The sequence below is a fragment of the Novosphingobium mangrovisedimenti genome, assembly GCF_025153475.1.
In the GTDB taxonomy this organism is placed as follows: domain Bacteria; phylum Pseudomonadota; class Alphaproteobacteria; order Sphingomonadales; family Sphingomonadaceae; genus Novosphingobium; species Novosphingobium mangrovi_A.
This window is the reverse complement of record NZ_JANZXA010000017.1, coordinates 1-19,907: the sequence shown is the minus strand read 5'-3', so window position 1 is coordinate 19,907 and position 19,907 is coordinate 1. Positions and strand designations below refer to the sequence as shown.

21 protein-coding genes and 1 tRNA gene are annotated in these 19,907 nt (G+C 64.6%); 15 read left to right on the top strand and 7 right to left on the bottom strand.

What is annotated here, in order from left to right; genetic code table 11:
* Nucleotides 1-113 precede the first annotated feature (113 nt).
* Nucleotides 114-1,382: an amidohydrolase family protein gene (locus NZK81_RS19050; protein WP_260047680.1), complete on the top strand. Its 1,269-nt coding sequence runs from the start codon at nucleotides 114-116 to the stop codon at nucleotides 1,380-1,382.
* Nucleotides 1,383-1,568: 186 nt separating this feature from the next.
* Complete coding sequence (locus tag NZK81_RS19045) at nucleotides 1,569-2,039, top strand: hypothetical protein (RefSeq protein ID WP_260047679.1); 471 nt, start codon at nucleotides 1,569-1,571, stop codon at nucleotides 2,037-2,039.
* Between the two features lie 37 nt (nucleotides 2,040-2,076).
* Here the strand turns inward: NZK81_RS19045 and NZK81_RS19040 are convergent, their stop codons facing one another.
* Nucleotides 2,077-2,742: an extensin family protein gene (locus NZK81_RS19040; RefSeq protein WP_260047707.1), complete on the bottom strand. Its 666-nt coding sequence runs from the start codon at nucleotides 2,740-2,742 to the stop codon at nucleotides 2,077-2,079.
* A gap of 195 nt (nucleotides 2,743-2,937) precedes the next feature.
* Here NZK81_RS19040 and NZK81_RS19035 point away from each other — a divergent pair, with 195 nt between their 5' ends.
* The 4 genes from NZK81_RS19035 (at nucleotide 2,938) to NZK81_RS19020 (ending at nucleotide 7,542) form a co-directional block, all read left to right on the top strand.
* The gene (locus tag NZK81_RS19035; RefSeq protein ID WP_260047678.1) at nucleotides 2,938-4,071 is read left to right on the top strand and encodes a phosphoserine transaminase; all 1,134 of its coding nucleotides are present in this window, start codon (nucleotides 2,938-2,940) and stop codon (nucleotides 4,069-4,071) included.
* Between the two features lie 113 nt (nucleotides 4,072-4,184).
* Nucleotides 4,185-5,774, top strand: coding sequence for a phosphoglycerate dehydrogenase (serA, locus tag NZK81_RS19030; protein ID WP_260047677.1), 1,590 nt, complete (start codon nucleotides 4,185-4,187; stop codon nucleotides 5,772-5,774).
* 74 nt (nucleotides 5,775-5,848) lie between these two features.
* Nucleotides 5,849-6,976, top strand: a complete 1,128-nt coding sequence (locus tag NZK81_RS19025; RefSeq protein ID WP_260047676.1) for an ATP phosphoribosyltransferase regulatory subunit — start codon at nucleotides 5,849-5,851, stop codon at nucleotides 6,974-6,976.
* A 65-nt stretch (nucleotides 6,977-7,041) separates the two neighbouring features.
* Complete coding sequence (locus tag NZK81_RS19020) at nucleotides 7,042-7,542, top strand: nuclear transport factor 2 family protein (protein WP_260047675.1); 501 nt, start codon at nucleotides 7,042-7,044, stop codon at nucleotides 7,540-7,542.
* Between the two features lie 3 nt (nucleotides 7,543-7,545).
* Here NZK81_RS19020 and NZK81_RS19015 read toward each other — a convergent pair whose 3' ends face one another.
* Complete coding sequence (locus tag NZK81_RS19015) at nucleotides 7,546-8,352, bottom strand: alpha/beta hydrolase (RefSeq protein WP_260047674.1); 807 nt, start codon at nucleotides 8,350-8,352, stop codon at nucleotides 7,546-7,548.
* Nucleotides 8,353-8,592: 240 nt separating this feature from the next.
* On the opposite strand from NZK81_RS19015, the gene NZK81_RS19010 reads away from it, so the two are divergent.
* The gene (locus NZK81_RS19010; protein WP_260047673.1) at nucleotides 8,593-9,882 is read left to right on the top strand and encodes an adenylosuccinate synthase; all 1,290 of its coding nucleotides are present in this window, start codon (nucleotides 8,593-8,595) and stop codon (nucleotides 9,880-9,882) included.
* A gap of 4 nt (nucleotides 9,883-9,886) precedes the next feature.
* The gene (locus tag NZK81_RS19005) at nucleotides 9,887-10,387 is read left to right on the top strand and encodes a L,D-transpeptidase family protein (protein WP_260047672.1); all 501 of its coding nucleotides are present in this window, start codon (nucleotides 9,887-9,889) and stop codon (nucleotides 10,385-10,387) included.
* A 16-nt stretch (nucleotides 10,388-10,403) separates the two neighbouring features.
* Here NZK81_RS19005 and NZK81_RS19000 read toward each other — a convergent pair whose 3' ends face one another.
* Nucleotides 10,404-11,192 (bottom strand): DODA-type extradiol aromatic ring-opening family dioxygenase, encoded by a 789-nt coding sequence (locus NZK81_RS19000; RefSeq protein WP_260047671.1) that lies wholly within the window; start codon nucleotides 11,190-11,192, stop codon nucleotides 10,404-10,406.
* Between the two features lie 32 nt (nucleotides 11,193-11,224).
* On the bottom strand, nucleotides 11,225-11,644 hold the full coding sequence (locus NZK81_RS18995) for a DoxX family protein (RefSeq protein ID WP_260047670.1): 420 nt from the start codon (nucleotides 11,642-11,644) through the stop codon (nucleotides 11,225-11,227).
* A 92-nt stretch (nucleotides 11,645-11,736) separates the two neighbouring features.
* On the opposite strand from NZK81_RS18995, the gene NZK81_RS18990 reads away from it, so the two are divergent.
* Nucleotides 11,737-12,648: a LysR family transcriptional regulator gene (locus tag NZK81_RS18990; RefSeq protein ID WP_260047669.1), complete on the top strand. Its 912-nt coding sequence runs from the start codon at nucleotides 11,737-11,739 to the stop codon at nucleotides 12,646-12,648.
* A gap of 53 nt (nucleotides 12,649-12,701) precedes the next feature.
* Here the strand turns inward: NZK81_RS18990 and NZK81_RS18985 are convergent, their stop codons facing one another.
* Together NZK81_RS18985 and NZK81_RS18980 are read right to left on the bottom strand one after the other, a co-directional pair.
* Complete coding sequence (locus NZK81_RS18985) at nucleotides 12,702-13,199, bottom strand: Hsp20/alpha crystallin family protein (RefSeq protein ID WP_260047668.1); 498 nt, start codon at nucleotides 13,197-13,199, stop codon at nucleotides 12,702-12,704.
* Nucleotides 13,200-13,295: 96 nt separating this feature from the next.
* Nucleotides 13,296-13,469: a DUF1674 domain-containing protein gene (locus NZK81_RS18980; protein WP_260047667.1), complete on the bottom strand. Its 174-nt coding sequence runs from the start codon at nucleotides 13,467-13,469 to the stop codon at nucleotides 13,296-13,298.
* A 54-nt stretch (nucleotides 13,470-13,523) separates the two neighbouring features.
* Here NZK81_RS18980 and NZK81_RS18975 point away from each other — a divergent pair, with 54 nt between their 5' ends.
* Nucleotides 13,524-14,756, top strand: coding sequence for an RsmB/NOP family class I SAM-dependent RNA methyltransferase (locus tag NZK81_RS18975; RefSeq protein WP_260047666.1), 1,233 nt, complete (start codon nucleotides 13,524-13,526; stop codon nucleotides 14,754-14,756).
* Between the two features lie 15 nt (nucleotides 14,757-14,771).
* Here NZK81_RS18975 and msrA read toward each other — a convergent pair whose 3' ends face one another.
* Nucleotides 14,772-15,299, bottom strand: a complete 528-nt coding sequence (gene msrA / locus NZK81_RS18970) for a peptide-methionine (S)-S-oxide reductase MsrA (protein ID WP_260047665.1) — start codon at nucleotides 15,297-15,299, stop codon at nucleotides 14,772-14,774.
* A gap of 154 nt (nucleotides 15,300-15,453) precedes the next feature.
* Between msrA and NZK81_RS18965 the strand changes: the two genes are divergently transcribed.
* The 5 genes from NZK81_RS18965 to NZK81_RS18945 all read left to right on the top strand — a co-directional run bounded on the left by NZK81_RS18965 (nucleotide 15,454) and on the right by NZK81_RS18945 (nucleotide 19,717).
* A complete protein-coding gene (locus tag NZK81_RS18965) occupies nucleotides 15,454-16,317 on the top strand; it encodes a class I SAM-dependent methyltransferase (protein ID WP_260047664.1) in 864 nt (287 codons plus the stop codon).
* Nucleotides 16,318-16,330: 13 nt separating this feature from the next.
* Nucleotides 16,331-17,194 carry an N-carbamoylputrescine amidase gene (gene aguB / locus NZK81_RS18960; protein ID WP_260047663.1) on the top strand — a complete coding sequence of 288 codons (864 nt, stop codon included), beginning with the start codon at nucleotides 16,331-16,333 and terminating at the stop codon, nucleotides 17,192-17,194.
* A 5-nt stretch (nucleotides 17,195-17,199) separates the two neighbouring features.
* Nucleotides 17,200-17,709, top strand: a complete 510-nt coding sequence (gene folK / locus NZK81_RS18955) for a 2-amino-4-hydroxy-6-hydroxymethyldihydropteridine diphosphokinase (RefSeq protein WP_260047662.1) — start codon at nucleotides 17,200-17,202, stop codon at nucleotides 17,707-17,709.
* A 25-nt stretch (nucleotides 17,710-17,734) separates the two neighbouring features.
* A tRNA-Lys gene (locus NZK81_RS18950) sits at nucleotides 17,735-17,810 on the top strand.
* Between the two features lie 59 nt (nucleotides 17,811-17,869).
* Nucleotides 17,870-19,717, top strand: coding sequence for a hypothetical protein (locus tag NZK81_RS18945; RefSeq protein ID WP_260047661.1), 1,848 nt, complete (start codon nucleotides 17,870-17,872; stop codon nucleotides 19,715-19,717).
* Nucleotides 19,718-19,907: the final 190 nt, after the last annotated feature.

Sequence of the window (19,907 nt, the reverse complement as noted above, 5' to 3'; positions counted from 1 at the left end):
GGCGGCATGAACATGTTCGAGAGGGGCGATTCATCGTGCCTGCGTTGGCCAATGCAATTGAATTTGGCCGGCATGGTTGCGAAATGAGACCCATTAATTTCGGGAGAATTCTAATGGCCGATGCAGACACCAAGGACATGCAGGAGTCGGCACGGAAGTATTGGTCCGCAGAGGGGTACCTGCCCGGCGGCGTCATCCGTGAAGTCGACTATGCAACCCAGTCCGGCGGACTCGATCCCTCGCTGAAGGGGATCAAGATCGTCGATACCGACACCCATATCGTGGAACCGCCGACGCTCTTCATTGACCGCGCGCCGGTCGGCATGAAGGGCAAGATGCCCTATGTGAAGCGCGATGCCGACGGCGTCGACCGCTGGTACATCGGCGACCGCAACTGCGGCACGCTGGGCGGCAACGTGATCCGCAAGGACAACAACAAGCTGCTGGGCCGCCTCGCGTTCCCAACGCTTGAGGAATCGCACGCCGGCGGTCACGAGATCGCGCCGCGCCTTGCCGCGATGGACGACATGGGCGTCTACGCGCAGATCTGCTTCCAGAACTCGGGCATCACCCAGGCTGGCATGCTGATGACGTTGGGCGATCGCGACCTCGCGCTCAACATCATGAAGATCTACAACGACTTCAACGCCGACTGGCAGAAGGAGTCGGGAGAGCGTCTGTTCCCGATGGCGCACCTGCCGCTGTGGGACAAGGCCGAGCTCGAGAAGGAAGCCCGCCGCTGCATCGACATGGGGCTGCGCGGTTTCGTGCTGCCCGATACGCCCGAGCGCGTCGGCGTGCCGAGCTTCAACCACGATTACTGGACGCCGTTCCTCGAGATGTGCGACGCCGAGGGCGTTCCGCTCAACTTCCACCTCAATGCCGCGATCGACCCGAACACGCTGACCTGGGAAGGTTTCGAGTTCGAGCAGATCCTCTCGGTGGTCGCGACGATGTTCTCGATCGGCAATGCCGCCACGCTCGGCAACTGGATGGTTTCGGGCCGTCTCGACCAGCACCCGAACCTCAAGATTGGCCTGATCGAGAGCGGCATGGGCTGGGTGCCCTTCGCCGTGGAAGCGCTGGAGCACCAGTTCCAGGAAATGCTGCCGCGCAAGCGCAACATCCTCAAGAAGCAGCCGTGGGACTATTTCCGCGACCACTTCATGTGCACTTTCTGGTTCGAGAAGGTCGCGCCGAAGCTGCTGCTGGAAACCATCGGTGTCGACAACGTCATGTTCGAAACCGACTTCCCGCACCCAACCTCGCTCTATCCGGGCGTGCAGGCGCACATCAAGAACGTGCTCGGCGGCTACGACTACGAAGTGAAGAAGAAGGTCCTGCAGGACAACGCTTCGCGCTTCTATAAGCTGCCGTTCTGATTTCAGGCCGACTGCGGCCTGGCGGTTGGTATGGTGAAGCCCCGGGAAGCCTTTCGGCTTTCCGGGGCTTTCGCGTGGCCGGTTGACCAAGAATTTCTGTGCACAGCCCGGCCTGCCGTGCAAATCGACCGCCCTGGCGTGATAAGCTGCTTCCTACACCGCAGGGAAGGCGGGGGTCGCGCTTACATGTTGGATCGGTATTTCAAGGGGTTGCACCTTGCAGGCAGTCGTGCCGTCCCGGACGATTCGGCGTCCGAGGGACTCAGGTTGCTGCTGCATGGACGGGATGATTTCCCGCTGGAACTGGTGCGGACGTCGCGCCGCCATTCGGAGATCCACGAGGTTGCCGGGCAGAGCGGATGTCCCGGCCGCGATCACAGGTGCGTCGCGGTCCTGGCAATCGACCGCGAGCGGTCGGGGCGGGCCGGCAGGGGCGATGTGGGAGTGTTCGTCGACGGCGGGCTGGTCGGATATTTGCCCGGATACCTTTCGACCCAGTATCGCGAATGGCTGCATGCGTGGAATCTCTCGCGGGCCGTGGTGCATTGCCGTGCGCTGATCCAGTGCGACTGCGCCAGTTCGGCGTCGGGGCCGGCCGGATACCGTGTGAAGCTGGATGTGGAAATGCCGTTCAGGATGACGACCATTCAGCTCTGAACACCAGGGCGGTGCACGCGTCGAAATCGGATTTCGTCTATCGACAGAAGCTGCCGCTATTGGCTTCCACATGGAAATGATTGGCGTGCGCCGCGTTGTAGTCCGGGCCCAATGTCGTGCCGAAGCGCTTGCAGGCGCTTTCGTGGACCACGCGCAGGAAGCGGCGCTCGGCAGGCGTGCCGCTGTCCCAGTCGTCCAGCACGGAAATCCTGCGGCCGTCCGACAACACGAACGCCGATACGTCGATGGCGTTGGCCGTGGCATGGCCTGAGCGGCGGCTGGTTCCGGCCACGTTGCGGCAATTGTAGCTGCCGAAAGTCTCGATCCGGGCCAGATGGCTGCCAAGGATCTGCTCCGCGGCGCGGTCGACGCCGAAGCGGGCCCAGGCGGCGAACGTGGTTGCCATGTCACAGGTTACCGGGCCCAGATTGGTCAGGGCGAGCGAGGCGGTATCGCCATGAACGCTGGCGAGCTGCACGGTGTCCACGTTGGAGCAGCCGGTCCCGAAATACTGGTCTGGCAGCGGTGTGAACGTGGCCCGCTGGGCGCCGAGTTCGGACAGGCATTGCCGATATTCGGGTCGGGGGCTGAATGCGGTCGTGGATTGACGCACCGATTGCCGTTGCGGGGCCTGCGCTTGCGGGATGTCCATGCAAGCGCTCAGCGTGGCGACCAGAGGCAGGATGAGCAGCAATCTGCGCATGGCCGGCATTATTGCGCTCAATGGTTAACGAACCCTGTCGGTTAGCCCTTATCGCGTTCAAATTGCCGCGCATCGCCGTGTGTTCGTCTCTGCGCTGGGCCGGGAATCGATTGACAAAAACCGGGCGGCCACTAGATGCGGCTCCGGGCCACGCGGTCCCAACGCCGCGCGTGCTCTCTGTAAGGAGAGTCAGACATGACTGATACTACGATACCGGGGCGCAAGCCTGCGCGTCCGCATTTCTCTTCCGGTCCCTGCGCCAAGCCGCCCGGATACGCCCCCGAAAAACTCGCCACCGAATCGCTCGGCCGCTCGCACCGCGCCAAGATCGGCAAGTCGCGTCTCGCGTACTGCATCGATCTGATGCGCGAAGTGCTGAAGCTGCCCGATACGCACCGCATCGGCATCGTGCCCGGTTCGGATACCGGTGCCTTCGAGATGGCCATGTGGACCATGCTCGGCGCTCGCGAGGTCACGACGCTGGCTTGGGAAAGCTTCGGTGACGGTTGGGTCACCGATGTCGTCAAGCAGCTCAAGCTCGAACCCACGGTGATGCGCGCCGACTACGGCCAGCTCCCGGATCTCGACAAGGTCGACTGGTCGACTGACGTGCTGTTCACCTGGAACGGCACCACTTCGGGCGTCCGCGTGCCCGATGGCGAATGGATCCCCGACGACCGCGAGGGCCTGTCCTTCGCCGACTCGACCAGCGCCGTGTTCGCCTATGACATTCCGTGGGACAAGATCGACGTCGCCACCTTCTCCTGGCAGAAAGTGCTGGGCGGCGAGGGCGGCCATGGCGTCCTGATCCTCGGCCCCCGCGCGGTCGAACGCCTCGAGAGCTACACCCCGTCCTGGCCGCTGCCGAAGGTCTTCCGCCTCACCAAGGGCGGCAAGCTTTCCGAAGGCGTGTTCAAGGGCGAGACCATCAACACCCCCTCGATGCTTGCTGTCGAGGATGCGATCTTCGCGCTCGAATGGGCAAAGTCGCTGGGCGGTCTCGAAGGCCTCATGGCGCGTTCGAACGCCAATGCTCATGCGCTCGACAAGATCGTCGCCGAACGTGACTGGCTTGGCCACCTTGCGGTCGACAGCGGAACCCGTTCGAAGACTTCGGTCTGCCTGACGGTGGAAGGTGCCGACACGGACTTCATCAAGAAGTTCGCCGCCGTGCTCGAAAAGGAAGGCGCGGCCTATGACATCGCCGGTTACCGCGATGCTCCCGCAGGCCTACGCATCTGGTGCGGTGCCACGGTCGATACCGCCGACATCGAGGCGCTCGGGCCCTGGCTCGATTACGCCTATGCCACCGTCAAGGCTGCCGCCTGAAGTTGAACCGTCATCCCAGCGAAGGCTGGGATCGCGGACCGCCAAGCGCGTCCCCTTGCGTAAACGGCCTGCGATCCTGACCTTCGTCAGGATGACGAATTGAGAGATTCGTCATGACCACCAAGCCCAAAGTCCTCATTTCGGACAAGATGGACCCCAACGCTGCCCGCATTTTCGAAGCGCGCGGCTGCGACGTGGACGTCATCACCGGCGAGACGCCGGAACAGCTCATCGCCCGCATCGGCGAATACGATGGCCTGGCCATCCGTTCCTCGACCAAGGTGACCAAGGAAGTTCTGGCCGCGGCCAAGAACCTCAAGGTCATCGGCCGCGCCGGCATCGGCGTCGACAATGTCGATATCCCGGCCGCTTCGGCGCAGGGCGTCGTGGTGATGAACACACCGTTCGGCAACTCGATCACTACGGCCGAGCACGCCATCGCCATGATCTTCGCGCTCGCGCGCCAGATTCCGGAAGCGAACGCGCGCACCCAGGCCGGCGAATGGCCGAAGAACGCCTTCATGGGTGTCGAAGTCACCGGCAAGACGCTCGGCCTGATCGGCGCGGGCAACATCGGCTCGATCGTCGCCTCGCGCGCGCTGGGCGTGAAGATGAAGGTCGTGGCCTTCGACCCGTTCCTGACGCCCGAACGCGCGGTGGAAATGGGCGTGGAGAAGGTCGAACTCGATGCCCTGCTCGAACGGGCCGACTTCATCACCCTGCACACCCCACTGACCGACCAGACCCGCAACATCCTGAGCCGAGAGAACCTGCTCAAGACCAAGAACGGGGTGCGCATCGTCAACTGCGCGCGCGGCGGCCTGATCGACGAGGACGCGCTGAAGGATCTGCTGGTTTCGGGCCATGTCGCGGGTGCGGCGCTCGACGTGTTCAAGACCGAACCGGCCAAGGACTCGCCGCTGTTTGGTGCGCCGAACTTCATCTGCACCCCGCACCTTGGTGCATCGACCACCGAAGCGCAGGTCAACGTCGCGCTGCAGGTGGCCGAGCAGCTTGCGGATTACCTCGTCAACGGCGGCGTTACCAACGCGCTCAACATGCCGTCGCTCTCCGCCGAGGAAGCGCCGAAGCTCAAGCCCTACATGAAGCTTGCCGAACAGCTCGGCTCGATGGTCGGGCAGCTTACCCGCGATTCGGTTCCGCGGATCTCGATCCACACCGAAGGCGCCGCGGCCGAGCTCAACATGAAGCCGATGGTCGCTGCCGTGCTGGCCGGGTTCCTGCGCGTGCAGTCGGACACGGTGAACATGGTCAACGCGCCTTACCTCGCCAAGGAGCGCGGCCTTGAAGTGCGCGAGGTCAAGACCGAGCGTGAGGGCGACTACCACACGCTGATTCGCGTTTCGGTGAAGACCGAGTCGGGCGAACGTTCGGTCGCGGGCACGCTCTTCAACAACGTCGAGCCACGTCTGGTCGAACTTTTCGGCATCAAGGTGGAAGCCGAGCTTGCCGGCCACATGATGTACATCGTCAACGAGGACGCGCCGGGCTTCATCGGCCGTATCGGCACCTTGCTGGGCGAGAACGGCATCAACATCGGCACTTTCAACCTCGGCCGCCGCGAGGCGGGTGGCGAGGCGGTGCTGCTGCTGTCGGTCGACAGCGCGGTGCCCGAAACCGTGCTCAAGCAGGCTTGCGCGCTACCGGGCGTGAAGCTTGTGAAGGCGCTGGCCTTCGCCTGATGCTCAGACGTGATCGGGGCGCAGGGTCGAGCCATTCGACTTTGCGCCCCGACCTCGTTATGGGCGCACCCACTATGCAGGACACCGACCGCGATCTTCTGCCCGAGGGGCTTGGCGACCGTCTGCCGCAGCAGGCGGCGGCTTCACAGCGCGTGCGCCGCGCAGCACTCGATGTCATGGCGGGGCATGGCTACGAGCGGGTCGAAACGCCCATGCTCGAATTCGAGAAGTCGCTGGCGAGCCGCATGGCGGGCGTACAGGTGCGCCGCATGTTCCGCTTCGTCGATCCCGCCAGCCTGCGCATGCTGGCGCTGCGTTCGGACATCACCGCGCAAGTCGCGCGCATGGCCGCGACCGGGCTTGCCGGAGCACCAAGGCCATTGCGGCTTTGCTATTCGGGCCAGGTCGTCACGATCAAGGGCGCCGGGCTCGATCCGGTGCGCGAACGTCTCCAGCTGGGCGCGGAACTGATCGGCACGGACACGGTCGCCGCTGCAGCCGAGCTGGTAGAGCTGGCCATAGAGGCGCTCACCGCGGCCGGCGCCACTGGCATCTCGGTTGACTTCACGCTGCCCGATCTGGTGGACACGCTTGCCGTGCAGGCCTTGCCGCTGACCGAAGCGCAGACCGAATCGGTACGCCAGATGCTCGATGCCAAGGATGCGGGCGGGCTGGTCGATGCCGGTGGGCAGGCCTATCTCCCGCTGCTCTATGCCGTCGGGCCGTTCGATACCGCGATCGAGCGGCTGGCCGAATTCGATGCCGGCGGCGTGCTCGCGAGCCGCATCGCCGGCCTGCGCGAGATTGCCGCGCGCGTGAACGGCAAGGCGCGCCTGACGCTCGATCCTTCGGAACGCCATGGCTTCGAATACCAGTCGTGGTTCGGCTTCACGATCTATGCTGAGGGCATTTCCGGTGCCCTGGGGCGCGGCGGTACCTATCGCATCCTCGGAAGCGCCGGGGACGAGCAGGGCGAAGCTGCTGCCGGTTTCTCGCTTTACCCCGATCCGCTGATCGATGCGCTGACCGCCGAAATGCCCGAGCGCAAGGTACTGTTCCTGCCGGTCGGCCATGACCGTGAAGTCGCTGCGCGCCAGCGGGCGATCGGCTGGACGACGGTCGCGGCGCTTTCTGAAAGCGACGATGCCATTGCGCTCGGCTGTTCGCACCGGCTCGAGAACGGCGAGGCGATCCCTCTCTGACGTCCGTGGCGAAGCGGTGACTTTGCTGGCACACTTTTTCCCGACACGCCGGGGAGAAGAGCTAGATGAGCCAGTTAGCCGCAGCCGAAGCGGGTATCCGCCAATTGCACGCGCACTATGCCGATGCCGTCTTCCGCAAGGATTTCGAGGCATTCGCCCGATGCTTTGCCGAGGATGGGGAATGGCGCATCGCCGGTTCCGTCCTGCGCGGGCGGGATGAGATCGTATCGGCAGCCGAAGGTTTCCTGGGCAAGGCCCGGCGCATTTTCATGACCTTCCGTGCGCCGATCATCGCGCGTGATGGCAAGGAAAAGGCGCATGGCCGCACCTACGTCAGCGAGCAGTGCTGCTGGCTGGACGGCAAGACCAATCTCACGCTCGGTCGCTATTACGAGCATTTCGTCGATACCGGCGAGCGCTGGCTCTTTTCGTGGCGGCTCTATCAGGTGCTCTACACTGGTCCGGACGACTTGACCGGAGACTGGTTCGACGAGCCCGATTTCGGTCCGCCGCCGGGCATGCCGTCGCGCGATTTCCTGCCGCCGCCGCCGCGCCGTCAGCTTTGAGCGTCAGCGCAGGATGCGTCGCAGCCAGGCGTCGACGACGGCCGTTGCCGGATAGTCCGGATTGCCCAGTTCGCGGTTGATCTCGGCGTGGCCGCGCAGGCCCCGGCCAGCGAATTCGCGGCGCTCGACCTGCGTTCCGGCCTTGCGCAGCGCGGTTTCCAGTTCCCGGGCCTGCGCGATGCCGTCCTCGCGCTGAACGTGGAGCAGAAGGAAGGCGGTGGCATTGGGGGCAGGGGCATGGACCGTCGGCGACAGCGCGCGCTGTCGCGCCGCGTCCTCGCCGAAGGCTTGGACATAGGTCGCGTGCATGAATCGGCCGCCTTGCACGATTTGGCGCGGCACGTCGTAGGCGGCGCCGTCGATCGGAACGACGCCCGCGATAGCGGCGTAGGACAGGCCGGCTCGATGCAGGTACTGGGGATCGGTGCCAACCAGTGCGACGAGATGCGCGCCCGCGCTATGGCCCATCAGCACGACCTTGCCCGGTGCGATGCCCAGATCCTTTGCGCGGGCAAGCAGCGCGGCGAGCGCATCGGCCACGTCCTGCGCCTGCTGTTCCACCGTGGCATCGGGGACGAGTCGATAGTTGATCGTGGTGAAGGCATAGCCCTCGTTCGTGAAGTGAGCGGCCTTGTAGCGCCCGGTCGCGTTGTCCTTGCTGCCGCGTTTCCAGCCGCCTCCGTGGACGAAGACGATCAGCGGCGCTGGTCCGGAAACGCCCCGGGCGCGCGTGAAGTCCAGGTCCTGCAGGCTGTCGGTCCCATAGGCGATGGTTTTGGTTTGCGCAGTCTCCGTCGCAGAAGCTGCCATCGGGAATGCCAGAGCCAGGCAAAGGGCAAGAATTCTCTTCATCGCGTCATCCATCGATTCGACCGGCCGAAGCGCGGCTGCAAGGCTCGCTCTGCCGTGTCGCTCGTGCAATGTTGAACCTGTGACAGACTGTTTCAGTGCAATCATATTGCCATATTTCGTCACCCGCGCCTTGCCCTTGGGCCTCGACTCCCGTAGGGCGCGCGGCGGACTTCATAACAGCAGTGAAAGCGTCAAACGTTGGCCAACGTAACCGTGATCGGCGCCCAGTGGGGCGATGAGGGCAAGGGCAAGATCGTCGACTGGCTGGCAAGCCGGGCGGATGCCGTGGTGCGCTTCCAGGGCGGCCACAATGCGGGCCATACGCTGGTGGTCGGCGAACAGGTCTACAAGCTCTCGCTGCTGCCTTCCGGCATCGTTACCGGCACGCTTTCGATCATCGGTAACGGTGTGGTGCTCGATCCCTGGGCGCTCAAGGCCGAGGTCGAGAAGCTGCGCGGGCAGGGCGTCGAGATTACGCCCGAGAACTTTGCGATCGCCGACAACTGCCCGCTGATCCTGCCCGTCCACCGCGAGCTGGATGGCTTGCGCGAGGCTGCCGCGGGGAGCGGCAAGATCGGCACGACCGGCCGCGGCATCGGCCCGGCTTACGAGGACAAGGTCGGGCGCCGTGCGATTCGCGTGTGCGATCTGGCGCACCTCGATTCGCTCGACTCGCAGCTCGATCGCCTCTGCGCCCATCATGACGCCCTGCGCGCCGGCTTCGGCCAGTCGCCGGTCGATCGCGAAGCGCTGCTGAACGAACTGCGCGAGATCGCGCCTTTCGTGCTGCAGTTTGCGCAAGTGACCTGGAAGCGCCTCAACAAGGTCAAGAAGGCGGGCGCGCGCATCCTGTTCGAAGGCGCGCAAGGCGTGCTGCTCGACGTCGATCACGGTACCTATCCTTTCGTCACCAGCTCGAACACTGTTTCGGGCACTGCCGCCAGCGGTTCGGGCCTTGGCCCTGCGGCGACCGGTTTCGTGCTCGGCATCGTCAAGGCCTACACCACCCGCGTCGGCTCGGGCCCGTTCCCGACCGAGCTGGACGACGAGACCGGCCAGCGTCTGGGCGAGCGTGGCCACGAGTTCGGCACTGTTACGGGCCGCAAGCGCCGCTGCGGCTGGTTTGACGCTGTGCTCACGCGCCAGTCCTGCGCCATCTCGGGCGTGACCGGCATTGCGCTGACCAAGCTCGACGTGCTCGACGGCTTCGAAAAGGTGAAGATCTGCACCGGTTACCGCCTCAACGGCAAGGTTCTGGACTACTTCCCCAGCCATGCGGCCGATCAGGCCAATGTCGAGCCGATCTACGAGGAAATGGACGGCTGGAGCGGCACCACCGCCGGGGCTCGCTCCTGGGCGGACCTGCCGGCACAGGCGATCAAGTACATCCAGCGCGTGCAGGAACTGATCGAAACCCCGGTCGCGCTGGTTTCCACCAGCCCCGAGCGCGAGGATACTATCCTCGTGCGCGATCCCTTCGTGGACTGAGGCGATGCGGGGCTGGCGCAGTCTTGCCCCGCTGCTCATGCCGTTCACGCTCGGCGCGGCGGTCCCTGTGGCGCCGCTTGCGCTGCCAGAAATCGATTTCGTTCGCGTCGACAAGTCCGACCGCACCCTTGCGCTCTATGCCGGGGGGCGGTTGGTCCATGTGATCGAACATATCCAGCTTGGCGGCCAGCCGGTGGGGGCCAAGCGCTTCGAGGGCGATCAGCGCACGCCCGAGGGGCTCTACGAGATCGACTGGGCGAACCCCGACAGCAGCTACTACCTCTCGCTGCACATCTCCTATCCCGACGCGGCGGATGTCGCCTATGCCGAGGAGCGGGGCCGTTCGGCAGGCGGGATGATCATGATCCACGGCCAGCCCAATGTCCTAGCCGTGGGGCGCGTCCCGGGCGACTGGACCGATGGCTGCATCGCCGTTTCCGACGAGGAGATGGACGCGCTGTGGCAAAGCGTGCCCGACGGTACGCCGATCGAGATCGTGCCGTAGCCGCCGGGCGCGCCCGTCAGTCGAACCGGTAGCCGGAGATCGCGGTCTTCAGGACGAGGTCGCCGAACACCTGTTCGCCGGGTCCTTCGGCAGTACCTGCCACGACCATGAGCGGGATCAGGTGTTCCTCGCGCGGGTGGGACAGGCGGCCGCCGGGAGATTCACTCCAGTGCGCCAGGGCGGCCGCGCGTTCGCTTGCCGGCAGTTTCACGCTCTGCGTGAGCCAGTCGTCGAACTGGCGGGAGGGCTCGGTGAAGCGGGGATCGCCATAGCCGCGCATATTGTGAAAGCTCATGCCCGAACCCACAATCAGCACGCCTTCGTCGCGCAGCGGCGCCAGCGCCTTGCCTGCGGCCAGATGCAGCGCGGGATCAAGTGCGCCATCGACCGACATTTCCACGACTGGCACATCGGCGTCGGGCCATGCCACCTTGAGTGGAATGAACACGCCGTGATCGTATCCGCGCCGGGGATCGAGGGCAGATTCGAGCCCCGCGGCCTCCAGCAGGGCCGCAGCCTTCGCGGCAAGCTCCGGCGCGCCCGGCGCATCGAAGCGCAGTTCATAGGTGTGCGGCGGGAACCCGTAGTAGTCGTAGATGAGGGCGGGTTGCGGTGCGCCGGTAAAGGCGAAGCCCTTCGTCTCCCAATGCGCGGAGACGACGAGAATGGCCTTGGGAACTTCGGGCAGGAGAGTGGGCAGCGAGCGCAGGAAATGTTCCATGCTGGTCCAGGCCCCGTTCGGATCGTCCATGAAGAAGCAGGGGCCGCCGCCGTGCGGAATAAACAGACTGGGTTGGCGTGTCATCGGATGTGTCCTTGATAAGAGGGAAGAGGTGGTCAGCCGACGCGGCCCGGCAGGGTCGGGAGAAGCGCGAACGCGCCGTCGCCGATCAGGGCCTGTACCGCCAGAGTGATCGACCAGAACGCGGGATATTCCCAGCCTCCGCCGGCATTGTTGAAGAAGAATCCGTTGGCGCCGTGAACGGTGAAGATGGTGCCGAGCAGAAGCGGGATCAGAGCCAGCGCGACAAGGCGCGCATAGATGCCCAGGATCAGGGCCACGCCCCCGGCGAATTCCGCGGCCATGGTGATGTAGGCGAGCGGGCCGGGAAGCCCGATGCTTTCGAAGAACCCGACGGTGCCCGCTGGTGTGAACACGAAGACCTTGAGGCCAAGGTGGGCAAGAAAGAGAGAGCCGAGGCTCACGCGGAGGAGAGTGGCGCCTATGGGGGCGGTTGCGGGAATGAATCGGGTCATGATGTGCTGTCCTTTCGCATGACCATATAGACCTGCGATCAAGGGGTGATAATATCCATGATATTTGAATGATCTGAAACTGAGGGTGTGAAATGGCCGCCGACCGTCTTGCCGGGATCGAGGTTTTCGTCCGGGCCGTGCGCCTTGGAAGCCTTTCGGCCGCCGCGCGCGAGCTGAACATGTCGGCTGCCATGGCCGCCAAGCATCTCAATGCACTGGAACGTCGCCTCGGGGCCACGCTGGTGCATCGCACGACGCGCAAGCTGGCCCTTACCGAAGTGGGCGCGGCCTATCTGGACAGGATGGAGCGCCTGCTCGGCGAGTTCGGCGAAGCAGAGGCCGAGGCCATGGCGCGCTCGGCCTCGGTGGAGGGGCTGCTTCGGGTTTCCGCGCCAATGGCCTTCGGCGTGGTGCACCTGCCGGGCCTGGTGCGCGAATTTCACGATCGCTATCCGGCGGTGACCATCGAACTGGGGTTGAATGACCGCCATGTCGATCTTCTGGAGGAGCGCTGGGACGTCGCGATCAGGATCGGTCGGCTGGCAGACAGCAACCTCGTCGCGCGCAAACTGGCGGAAGTGTCGATGTGCATCTGCGCGGCGCCTTCCTACCTCGAGCGACGCGGGATACCTTCCTCGATCGACGACCTCGCGGATCAGGACTGCCTCGGCTACACGCTGAGCAACGAGACCGGCACCATTCGCTGGGGGTTCGGGCGAAGCGGCGACAGGCAGGTGGCCGTGCGCGGCTCGCTGCATGTCAACAATGGTGAGCTGCTGGCCCGTGCGGCGATTGCCGGGCAGGGCATTGTCTATGGCCCGCGTTTCCTCGTTGCCGAGGCAATTCGCGACGGGCGGCTGGTGGAACTGGATCTGGGGGAAGATCTTGTCGATCTCGGCGCCATTCACGCCGTAACGCACCGTACGCGCCGCCCGGCCGCAAAAACGCGGGCCTGGATCGATTTTCTGGTGACGCGGCTGCCGTCGCTCGCGCAGGGCTGGTGACGGTTCCCGCCAATGCCTCTCGGTGTCCGGAGGGATTGGCGGGAAGGGTGCGGTTACTGGCCGTTGCCGACCGGTATCGACTTCGCCTTCTTCTCGGCAGGTGCCATGCGCGGTACCGAGACCTTGAGCAGGCCCTTGTCGAGATGCGCGCTGGCCTTGTCGGCATCTGCCTCGAACGGCAGCACGAAGCGCCGCAGGAATGTTCCCTGGCTGCGTTCGAGGAGATGGTAGTGCTTCTTCTCGTCTTTCTCCTCGCGTTCATCCTTGTGCTCGGCCTTGATGGTGAGCACATCGTCGTGAATGTCGAGGGAAACGTCCTTGTCGTCGAAGCCGGGAAGTTCGGCGGTCAGTTCGAGACCGGCATCGGTTTCGGCAACGTCGACCTTGGGAATGATGAAGCCGTCCTTGTCGTCGGAAAATGCGGTGGGCAGGCCCTGACCGAAGTCTGCGAGAAGCCGGTCCATTTCCTGGCGGAAGCCTGCGAAGGGATCGCTGCCGCTGCGCCCGAGGAGGCCTCGGCCAAAGGGAACGAGAGAACGAAATTCAGCCATTGCATTACTCCTTCCTCACTATTTCACGTATCTTCCCCTGTTGCCGGGCGGAATCATTGACGGCAGTCAACGTGCCGACTTGCCCTTGAACCCGCCTTAGAAATCCACCGCGATTCCATTCTTGACCCAATCGCCGTAGCGGGTGGGGGAAAGGCCCTCTGGATCATCGTCCTGGTCCCCCTTCGCCGACTGCGGCTCGGGGACGGGATCGTTGGTCCAGTGCGCGGGCTTCTTGAAGCCTTCGGGACGTTTTGTAGCACGCTGTGTCATGCCCCCCATGTGGTGTGACTGGCGGCAAAAGACAATCCGCTATAGGGGCCTGCCATGGACATTCCCGGCCTTCCGGCGCGCCGCGCCGCACTCAACCTTGTCGATGCCGTGCTGCGGCGGGGCGAAACGCTCGATCAGGCGGCAGGCGCTGCCCTTGCCCGCGTGCGCGGAGATGCCGATCGGGCGCTGACGCGGGCGATTGCAGGCGAAACGCTGCGCTGGAAGGCGGACCTCGATGCCCTGATCGACAGCGCGACCCGCCAACGCCTGCCCGATGATGCCAAGCCGCGCGCGGTGCTCGAACTGATGCTGGCGCAAGTCCTGCGGCTGGATACGCCGCCCCATGCGGTGATCGCGACCGGGCTGGCGCTTCTTGCCGGCGGGCCCAGGCGGCTTGCGCACGGCGTATTTTCCACGCTGATGAAGCGCGAGGTTTCGCTGCCCGAGAGCCCGACTCTGCCCGAGCCGGTCGCGGCGCGCTGGGGCGAGCGGACAGCTGCGATAGCGGCCGGTCTTGCCTCCCCGCCGCCGCTCGATCTTGCGCTCCGCGACCCGGAACGGACTGCCGAGTGGGCGCAGAAGCTGGGCGGCTCGTCGCTTATGTCCGGCCATGTCAGGCTGCCGCGCGGGGTTGCGGTGGAAGGGCTCGAGGGATTTCGCGACGGTGCGTGGTGGGTGCAGGACCTCGCCGCCAGCCTGCCTGCGCGCCTGACCGGCAGCGGGGAGGGGCGGCGCGTGCTCGACCTGTGCGCGGCCCCCGGGGGCAAGACGCTCCAGCTCGCCGCGGCGGGATGGAACGTGACCGCGCTCGACATCAGCAAGCGCCGTCTCGAACGTCTGCGCGAGAACCTCGCGCGAACCGGTCTGGCCGCCGAGGTGGTGCAGGCCGATGCGTTCCAGTGGGAGCCGGAAGCCCCGTTCGATGCGATCCTGCTCGATGCGCCGTGCACCGCCACCGGCACCTGTCGCCGCCATCCGGACGTGCTGCACCGCATCGGCGAACGGCAGGTCGCCGAGATGGCCGATTTGCAGGGGCGCCTGCTCGATCGGGCGGCTGGCTGGCTCAAGCCCGGCGGCGTGCTGGTCTATGCCGTCTGTTCACTGGAGCCGGAGGAAGGCGAGGCGCAGGCGGCGAAAGTGGCGCTCACACCCTGGCCGATAGCGGCAGACGAATTGCCGGAAGGCCTCTCGCCGACGCCCGAAGGCTGGCTGCGCACCGATCCCGGCATGCTGGCCGAGGCAGGCGGGCTGGACGGCTTCTTCGTTGCGCGCTGGCGCAAGGGCTGACCTCCGGCCGAGTCACTAGGCCTTCACCTTGGCCTGAAAGCTCTTGCGCAGCTTCATTAGCTTGGGCGGGATCACGGCCAGGCAGTAGGGATTGCGCTGGCCTTCACCTTCCCAGTATTCCTGGTGGTAGTCTTCGGCAGGGTACCACGTTGCCGGGCCCTCGATGGTGGTGACGACCTTGCCGTCGTTGTCCGCATCGGCGCGGGCAATGGCGGTTTCCGCCTCGACGCGCTGGGCATCGTCCAGCGGGAAGATCGCCGAGCGGTACTGGGTGCCGATGTCGTTGCCCTGCCGGTTGAGCTGCGTCGGATCGTGCGTGCCCATGAACACGTCGAGCACTTCGGCATAGGAAATCGCATCGGGATCGTAGGTGATCCTGATCGCCTCGGCATGGCCGGTCGCGCCGCTGCAGACCTGCTTGTAGGTCGGGTTCTCCACAGTGCCGCCGATATAGCCGCTCTCCACCTCGCTCACGCCGATCACGTCGCGGAACACCGCCTCGGTGCACCAGAAGCATCCGCCTGCCACGATTGCCGTTTCCATAGTCGATCAGTCCTTGTCGTTCGGGGGGCGTTAACGCCGGGCAAGATAGGAACGTGCTTTCCGATTGTCATGGGGCACTGCGATGAGCCGGCTTGTCATTGATCCACGCCGCACTACGTTCTCGGCGGTCCACTCGGGATGGGAGCGAATTTCCATGCGTCGAACTCTGCTTGCCCTTTCTTCATTCATGAGCCTGCTTGCGGCTCCGCTGTCCGCGGCCACGACGGAAACCGTTCCCGAAACGGCCGTCGACTCCGAATTCTGCAAGGGCTGCGAGGCGCTGGTCGAGCTTGCGCTGGCCCATCCCGCGCGCAAGGACGACAGGGCGCGTGACGTCTATCGCCATCCGGCAGAAACGCTTTCGTTCTTCCGCGTGCGGCCCGACATGAAGGTCGGCGAATATGCCCCCGGCGGCGGCTGGTATTCGCGCGTGCTCGCGCCCTACCTCGCCGAGGAAGGGCATCTGACCGGACTGTTCTTCAACCCGAAGACCTATCCTTTCGATGGCGAGAAGGTCAAAGCCGAGGCGGCGGCCTTTCCCGCAAAGGTCGCGGAATGGACGGGGATGCACGCCACCAATGTCTCGGGCATGACACTCGCGGACATTCCCGAGGCGGAGAAGGGCTCCTTCGACCGCATCCTCGTGGTGCGCATGATGCACAACATGATGCGCTGGAACATTGCCGACAGCGAGATCGAGGCAATGCGCGCGCTGCTGAAGGACGATGGCCTGCTCGGCATCGTCCAGCACCGGGCCAGGGCCGACGCTTCCTATGCCTACGCCAATGGAAGTCACGGCTACCTGCGCGAAGCTGACCTTATCAAGTTCATGGAAGTCAACGGCTTCGAGCTTGTCGGCGAGTCGGAGGTCAATGCCAATCCGAAGGATAGCGCTGACTGGGAAGGCGGCGTCTGGACGCTTCCGCCGACTTATGCGCTCAAGGAGACCGACAAGGCCCGGTACGAAGCGATCGGCGAAAGCGACCGCATGACACTTCTGTTCCGCAAGCGAGACTGATAATAGCGCGCCCATGGCCGAAATAACTGTCGCAGCGCTGCAACTCGCCCTTGGTTCGCCCGACGAGGGCGAGAACATCGCCGCCGTTTCCGCACTGGTGGAGGAGGCGGCGGGGAAGGGCGCGCAAATCGTGCTGCCGCCGGAACTCTTCTCGGGCCCCTACTTCTGCAAGGTGGAGGATGAGGCGCTCTTCTCGCTCGCCCGCCCGACGGCCGAGCATCCTTCGGTCGTGGCCATGCAGGTCCTGGCCGCGAAGTTGAAAGTGGCGATCCCGACCAGCTTCTTCGAGCGCGAGGGGCATCACTACTACAATACGCTGGCGATGATCGGCCCGGATGGCGCGATCATGGGCACGTACCGCAAGAGTCACATTCCCGACGGGCCCGGCTACGAGGAGAAGTACTACTTCCGCCCCGGCAACGACGGGTTCAAGGTCTGGGACCTTTTCGGTACCCGCATCGGCGTGGGTGTATGCTGGGACCAGTGGTATCCCGAATGCGCCCGCGTCATGGCGCTGATGGGCGCTGAGCTGCTGTTCTATCCCACCGCCATCGGCTCCGAGCCCTACGACGCCGATCTCGATACCAGCCGCATGTGGCGCCGGGCGATGGTCGGCCATGCGGTTTCCAACTGCATGCCGGTGATCGCCGCCAACCGTATCGGTGCGGAAGCCGAGACGGGCAGTGAGCAGACTTTCTACGGCCATACCTTCATTACCGATGAATGGGGCGACTACCTCGCCGAATTCGGCAAGGCCGAAACCGGTGTCCTCGTCGCGACGATAGACCTTGCGCGCGCCGCGAGGCACCGCGCCGGCATGGGTTTCTTCCGCGACCGCCGCCCGCAGCTCTACACCCGCATCGCACAGGATATCTGAGTACCTTGGGCCGGCATCGCTACCTGATCGCACTGGGTTCCAACATGCGGCATCATCGTTATGGTTCCCCGCGCGCGGTGCTCGCCGCGGCGATCGAGGCGCTGGACCACGGCAAGTTCAAAGTGCTTGCCGCCTCGAAAGTGATCGAGACGCTCCCGCTCGGTCCTTCGCGCCGCTGCTATGCCAATGCCGCGGTCGTGCTGCGAAGCAAGCGCGCTCCCGACGAGGTGCTGCACAAGCTGCGCAAGATCGAGCGCAAGTTCGGTCGCAGGCACGGCGGCCAGGCATGGGGCGCCCGCGTGCTGGACCTCGACATCGTGCTGTGGAACGGCGGAGCCTGGGCCCGGGATGACGGCGAAGCGAGCCTCGTGATCCCGCACCCGGCCTTCCGCCAGCGCAGCTTCGTGCTCCGGCCCGCCACCGAGATCGCAGGTGCCTGGCGCGACCCGCTGACGGGACTTACCGTCAGACAGCTATCAGTCCGCTTGACCAAGGGCCGTCCGGTCCCTAGGTGACGCTTCCGCAGCCGCGAGATGGCAGGGGCCCTTAGCTCAGTTGGTAGAGCAACTGACTTTTAATCAGTAGGTCGCTGGTTCGAACCCAGCAGGGCTCACCACATTGCGGACACCCGCGTTTTTCGAAGCGGGTGCCGCCTTCGTGGGCCTCTCGCGTGAAATGCGCGTTGACTATGGCGATGGTTGGCGCAATCCATTGCGAATGACTTCCGAGACGGCCCTGGCGTCTTGCTTCTCGACGATGACGAGAGGGGTGGAGGAGTCACCTCATCACATTTCCGGACGCGCTGAATTCGCGCTTTGCGTTGGGCAGGCAATACTTGTCGTTCTGGTTACCGTTGTCATCGTTGCGTCCATCGGGCTGATTCTGGGGCTGGAACCGGTGCCCCGGTACGCGGCCGCCGTGTATCTCGTCGGTCTTCTGGTTTCCGCAATCCTGTTCGGACGAACGCCGGCGCGTGCCGCAGCGATCGTCGGTATCGTTGCCGCGCTGACCGCATTTTGCCTCTGGGGCGCGGCGCAGTTCATCGACGGCAGCTACGACGGTCAGGAGTATCACTTCGACGCGGTCTATGCGTTTCATCATGGCTGGAACCCGTTCCGGCAGGATTACGATGCGTTCGTGCCGCCGGGCGCGCCGGCGCTCCTGTGGCCGCAGCACTATCCGATCGCCGCCTGGCTGATGACGGCGCTGGCCTGGAGCGCCGGATTGTCGTTGACCGCAGCCAAGGGCATCCTGTGGCTGCCGGGGCTTGCCGTGCCGCCGATCTGGTATGCGGTCCTGCGGGGGGAGGGGCTCACGCGACAATCATCGGCGGCACTTGCCATGCTGGCTGCGGGCTCGCCGATTTTCGTGGAGCAGATGCGCTCGCAACATGTCGACGGATTGATGGGCGCACTTGCGATCGCTTTTGTCGGCCTGCTCGTTATCGCGCTTCGCCAGCGCAAGCTTTCCTCTTTCTTTTCAGCTTTGTGCTGTCTGATCCTGGCAGTTGACATAAAGTTCAACGCCATTGCCATCCTTGGTGCCGCCTCGGCCGCATTTTGCCTGGGGGTGATGGTCAAGGCGCGCCTCGGGCCGGCGATCCAACTCGGACTGTTCCTGCTGGCGGCCCTGTTCGTTGTGCTTCTGGGCATAGGCTTCCATCCCTATGCGACCAACTGGCTCCACTACGGCCATCCCTTTTATCCCGTCATGGGGGCGCCCGGATACCAGGTGAACGAGGCTCTGCTTCCCGGGAGCGTGCGCGGCCTGCCGGACCTGGCGCTCTTCGTGGGGACGACTTTCTCTTTCATCAGCCGCAGTATCGGCGGAGAAGGGTGGTGGCCCCTGATCGATATTCATGACGGCGGGTGGCCCGACGTGGCGGTTGGCGGTTTCGGTCCGATATTTGGCGGAGCGCTGATCCTTGCCATTTTCGTTGCGGCTGTCGCGGTCAAGACGAAGCAGACGGGGCAGTTCCGGATAAGGATCATCCTTCTTGTCGCTGCCTGCCTGCTGATTTCCAGCCTTGTGACGCCGTATATGTGGTGGCCACGCTTTATCCCGCAGCTTTGGACCGCCGTCTTCCTGTGCGCCGTTGCCGGGATACTGTCGAGCCGCCGTCGTCTGGCCTGCCTCGGTTGGGCCTGTGCCGGTGTGCTCGGGCTGAACTCGGTCATGGTCGGTGCAATGTCCCTGCAGAATGGCTTGTCCGACACTGCGGCCATCCGGTCGCATATTGCCGGCGCCGTGTCGGCGGGCAGACCCTTTTGCGGTGCGTTCGGTGCAGCGCATGCACGCATTCAACTGATGCGCGACGCGGGCGTCAGGGTCATTCCGCTTGCCCAGCCGCTGCCGCTGCATTGCTATGGAGTCAGCGCCATTCCTCTGGCGCACACTTTCCTGGGGCAGCCGGCGCAGTCATGCCCCTGCCGTGCAATAAGCCACGATCCACGCGGGCGCTGGCAGGTTCCGCCGGACCGGACGGTCGAGGACATCAGGACGATGCTGCGGACAAACGACTGACGCGCACAATTCCTGGCCTTTATGCCCGCACCATGCCCACGCAATGGGAGTGGTGCGGGTGAGGCGCTAGAGCGAGATGACATTGCATTGACTCGGTATGTGCTTCCCAATCGCGGTTGCATGTGATTCATGATGCCTGCTGGGCAAGGAGGCCAGCATGGCATGGTTCGAGCCTATTCGATGGACCTTC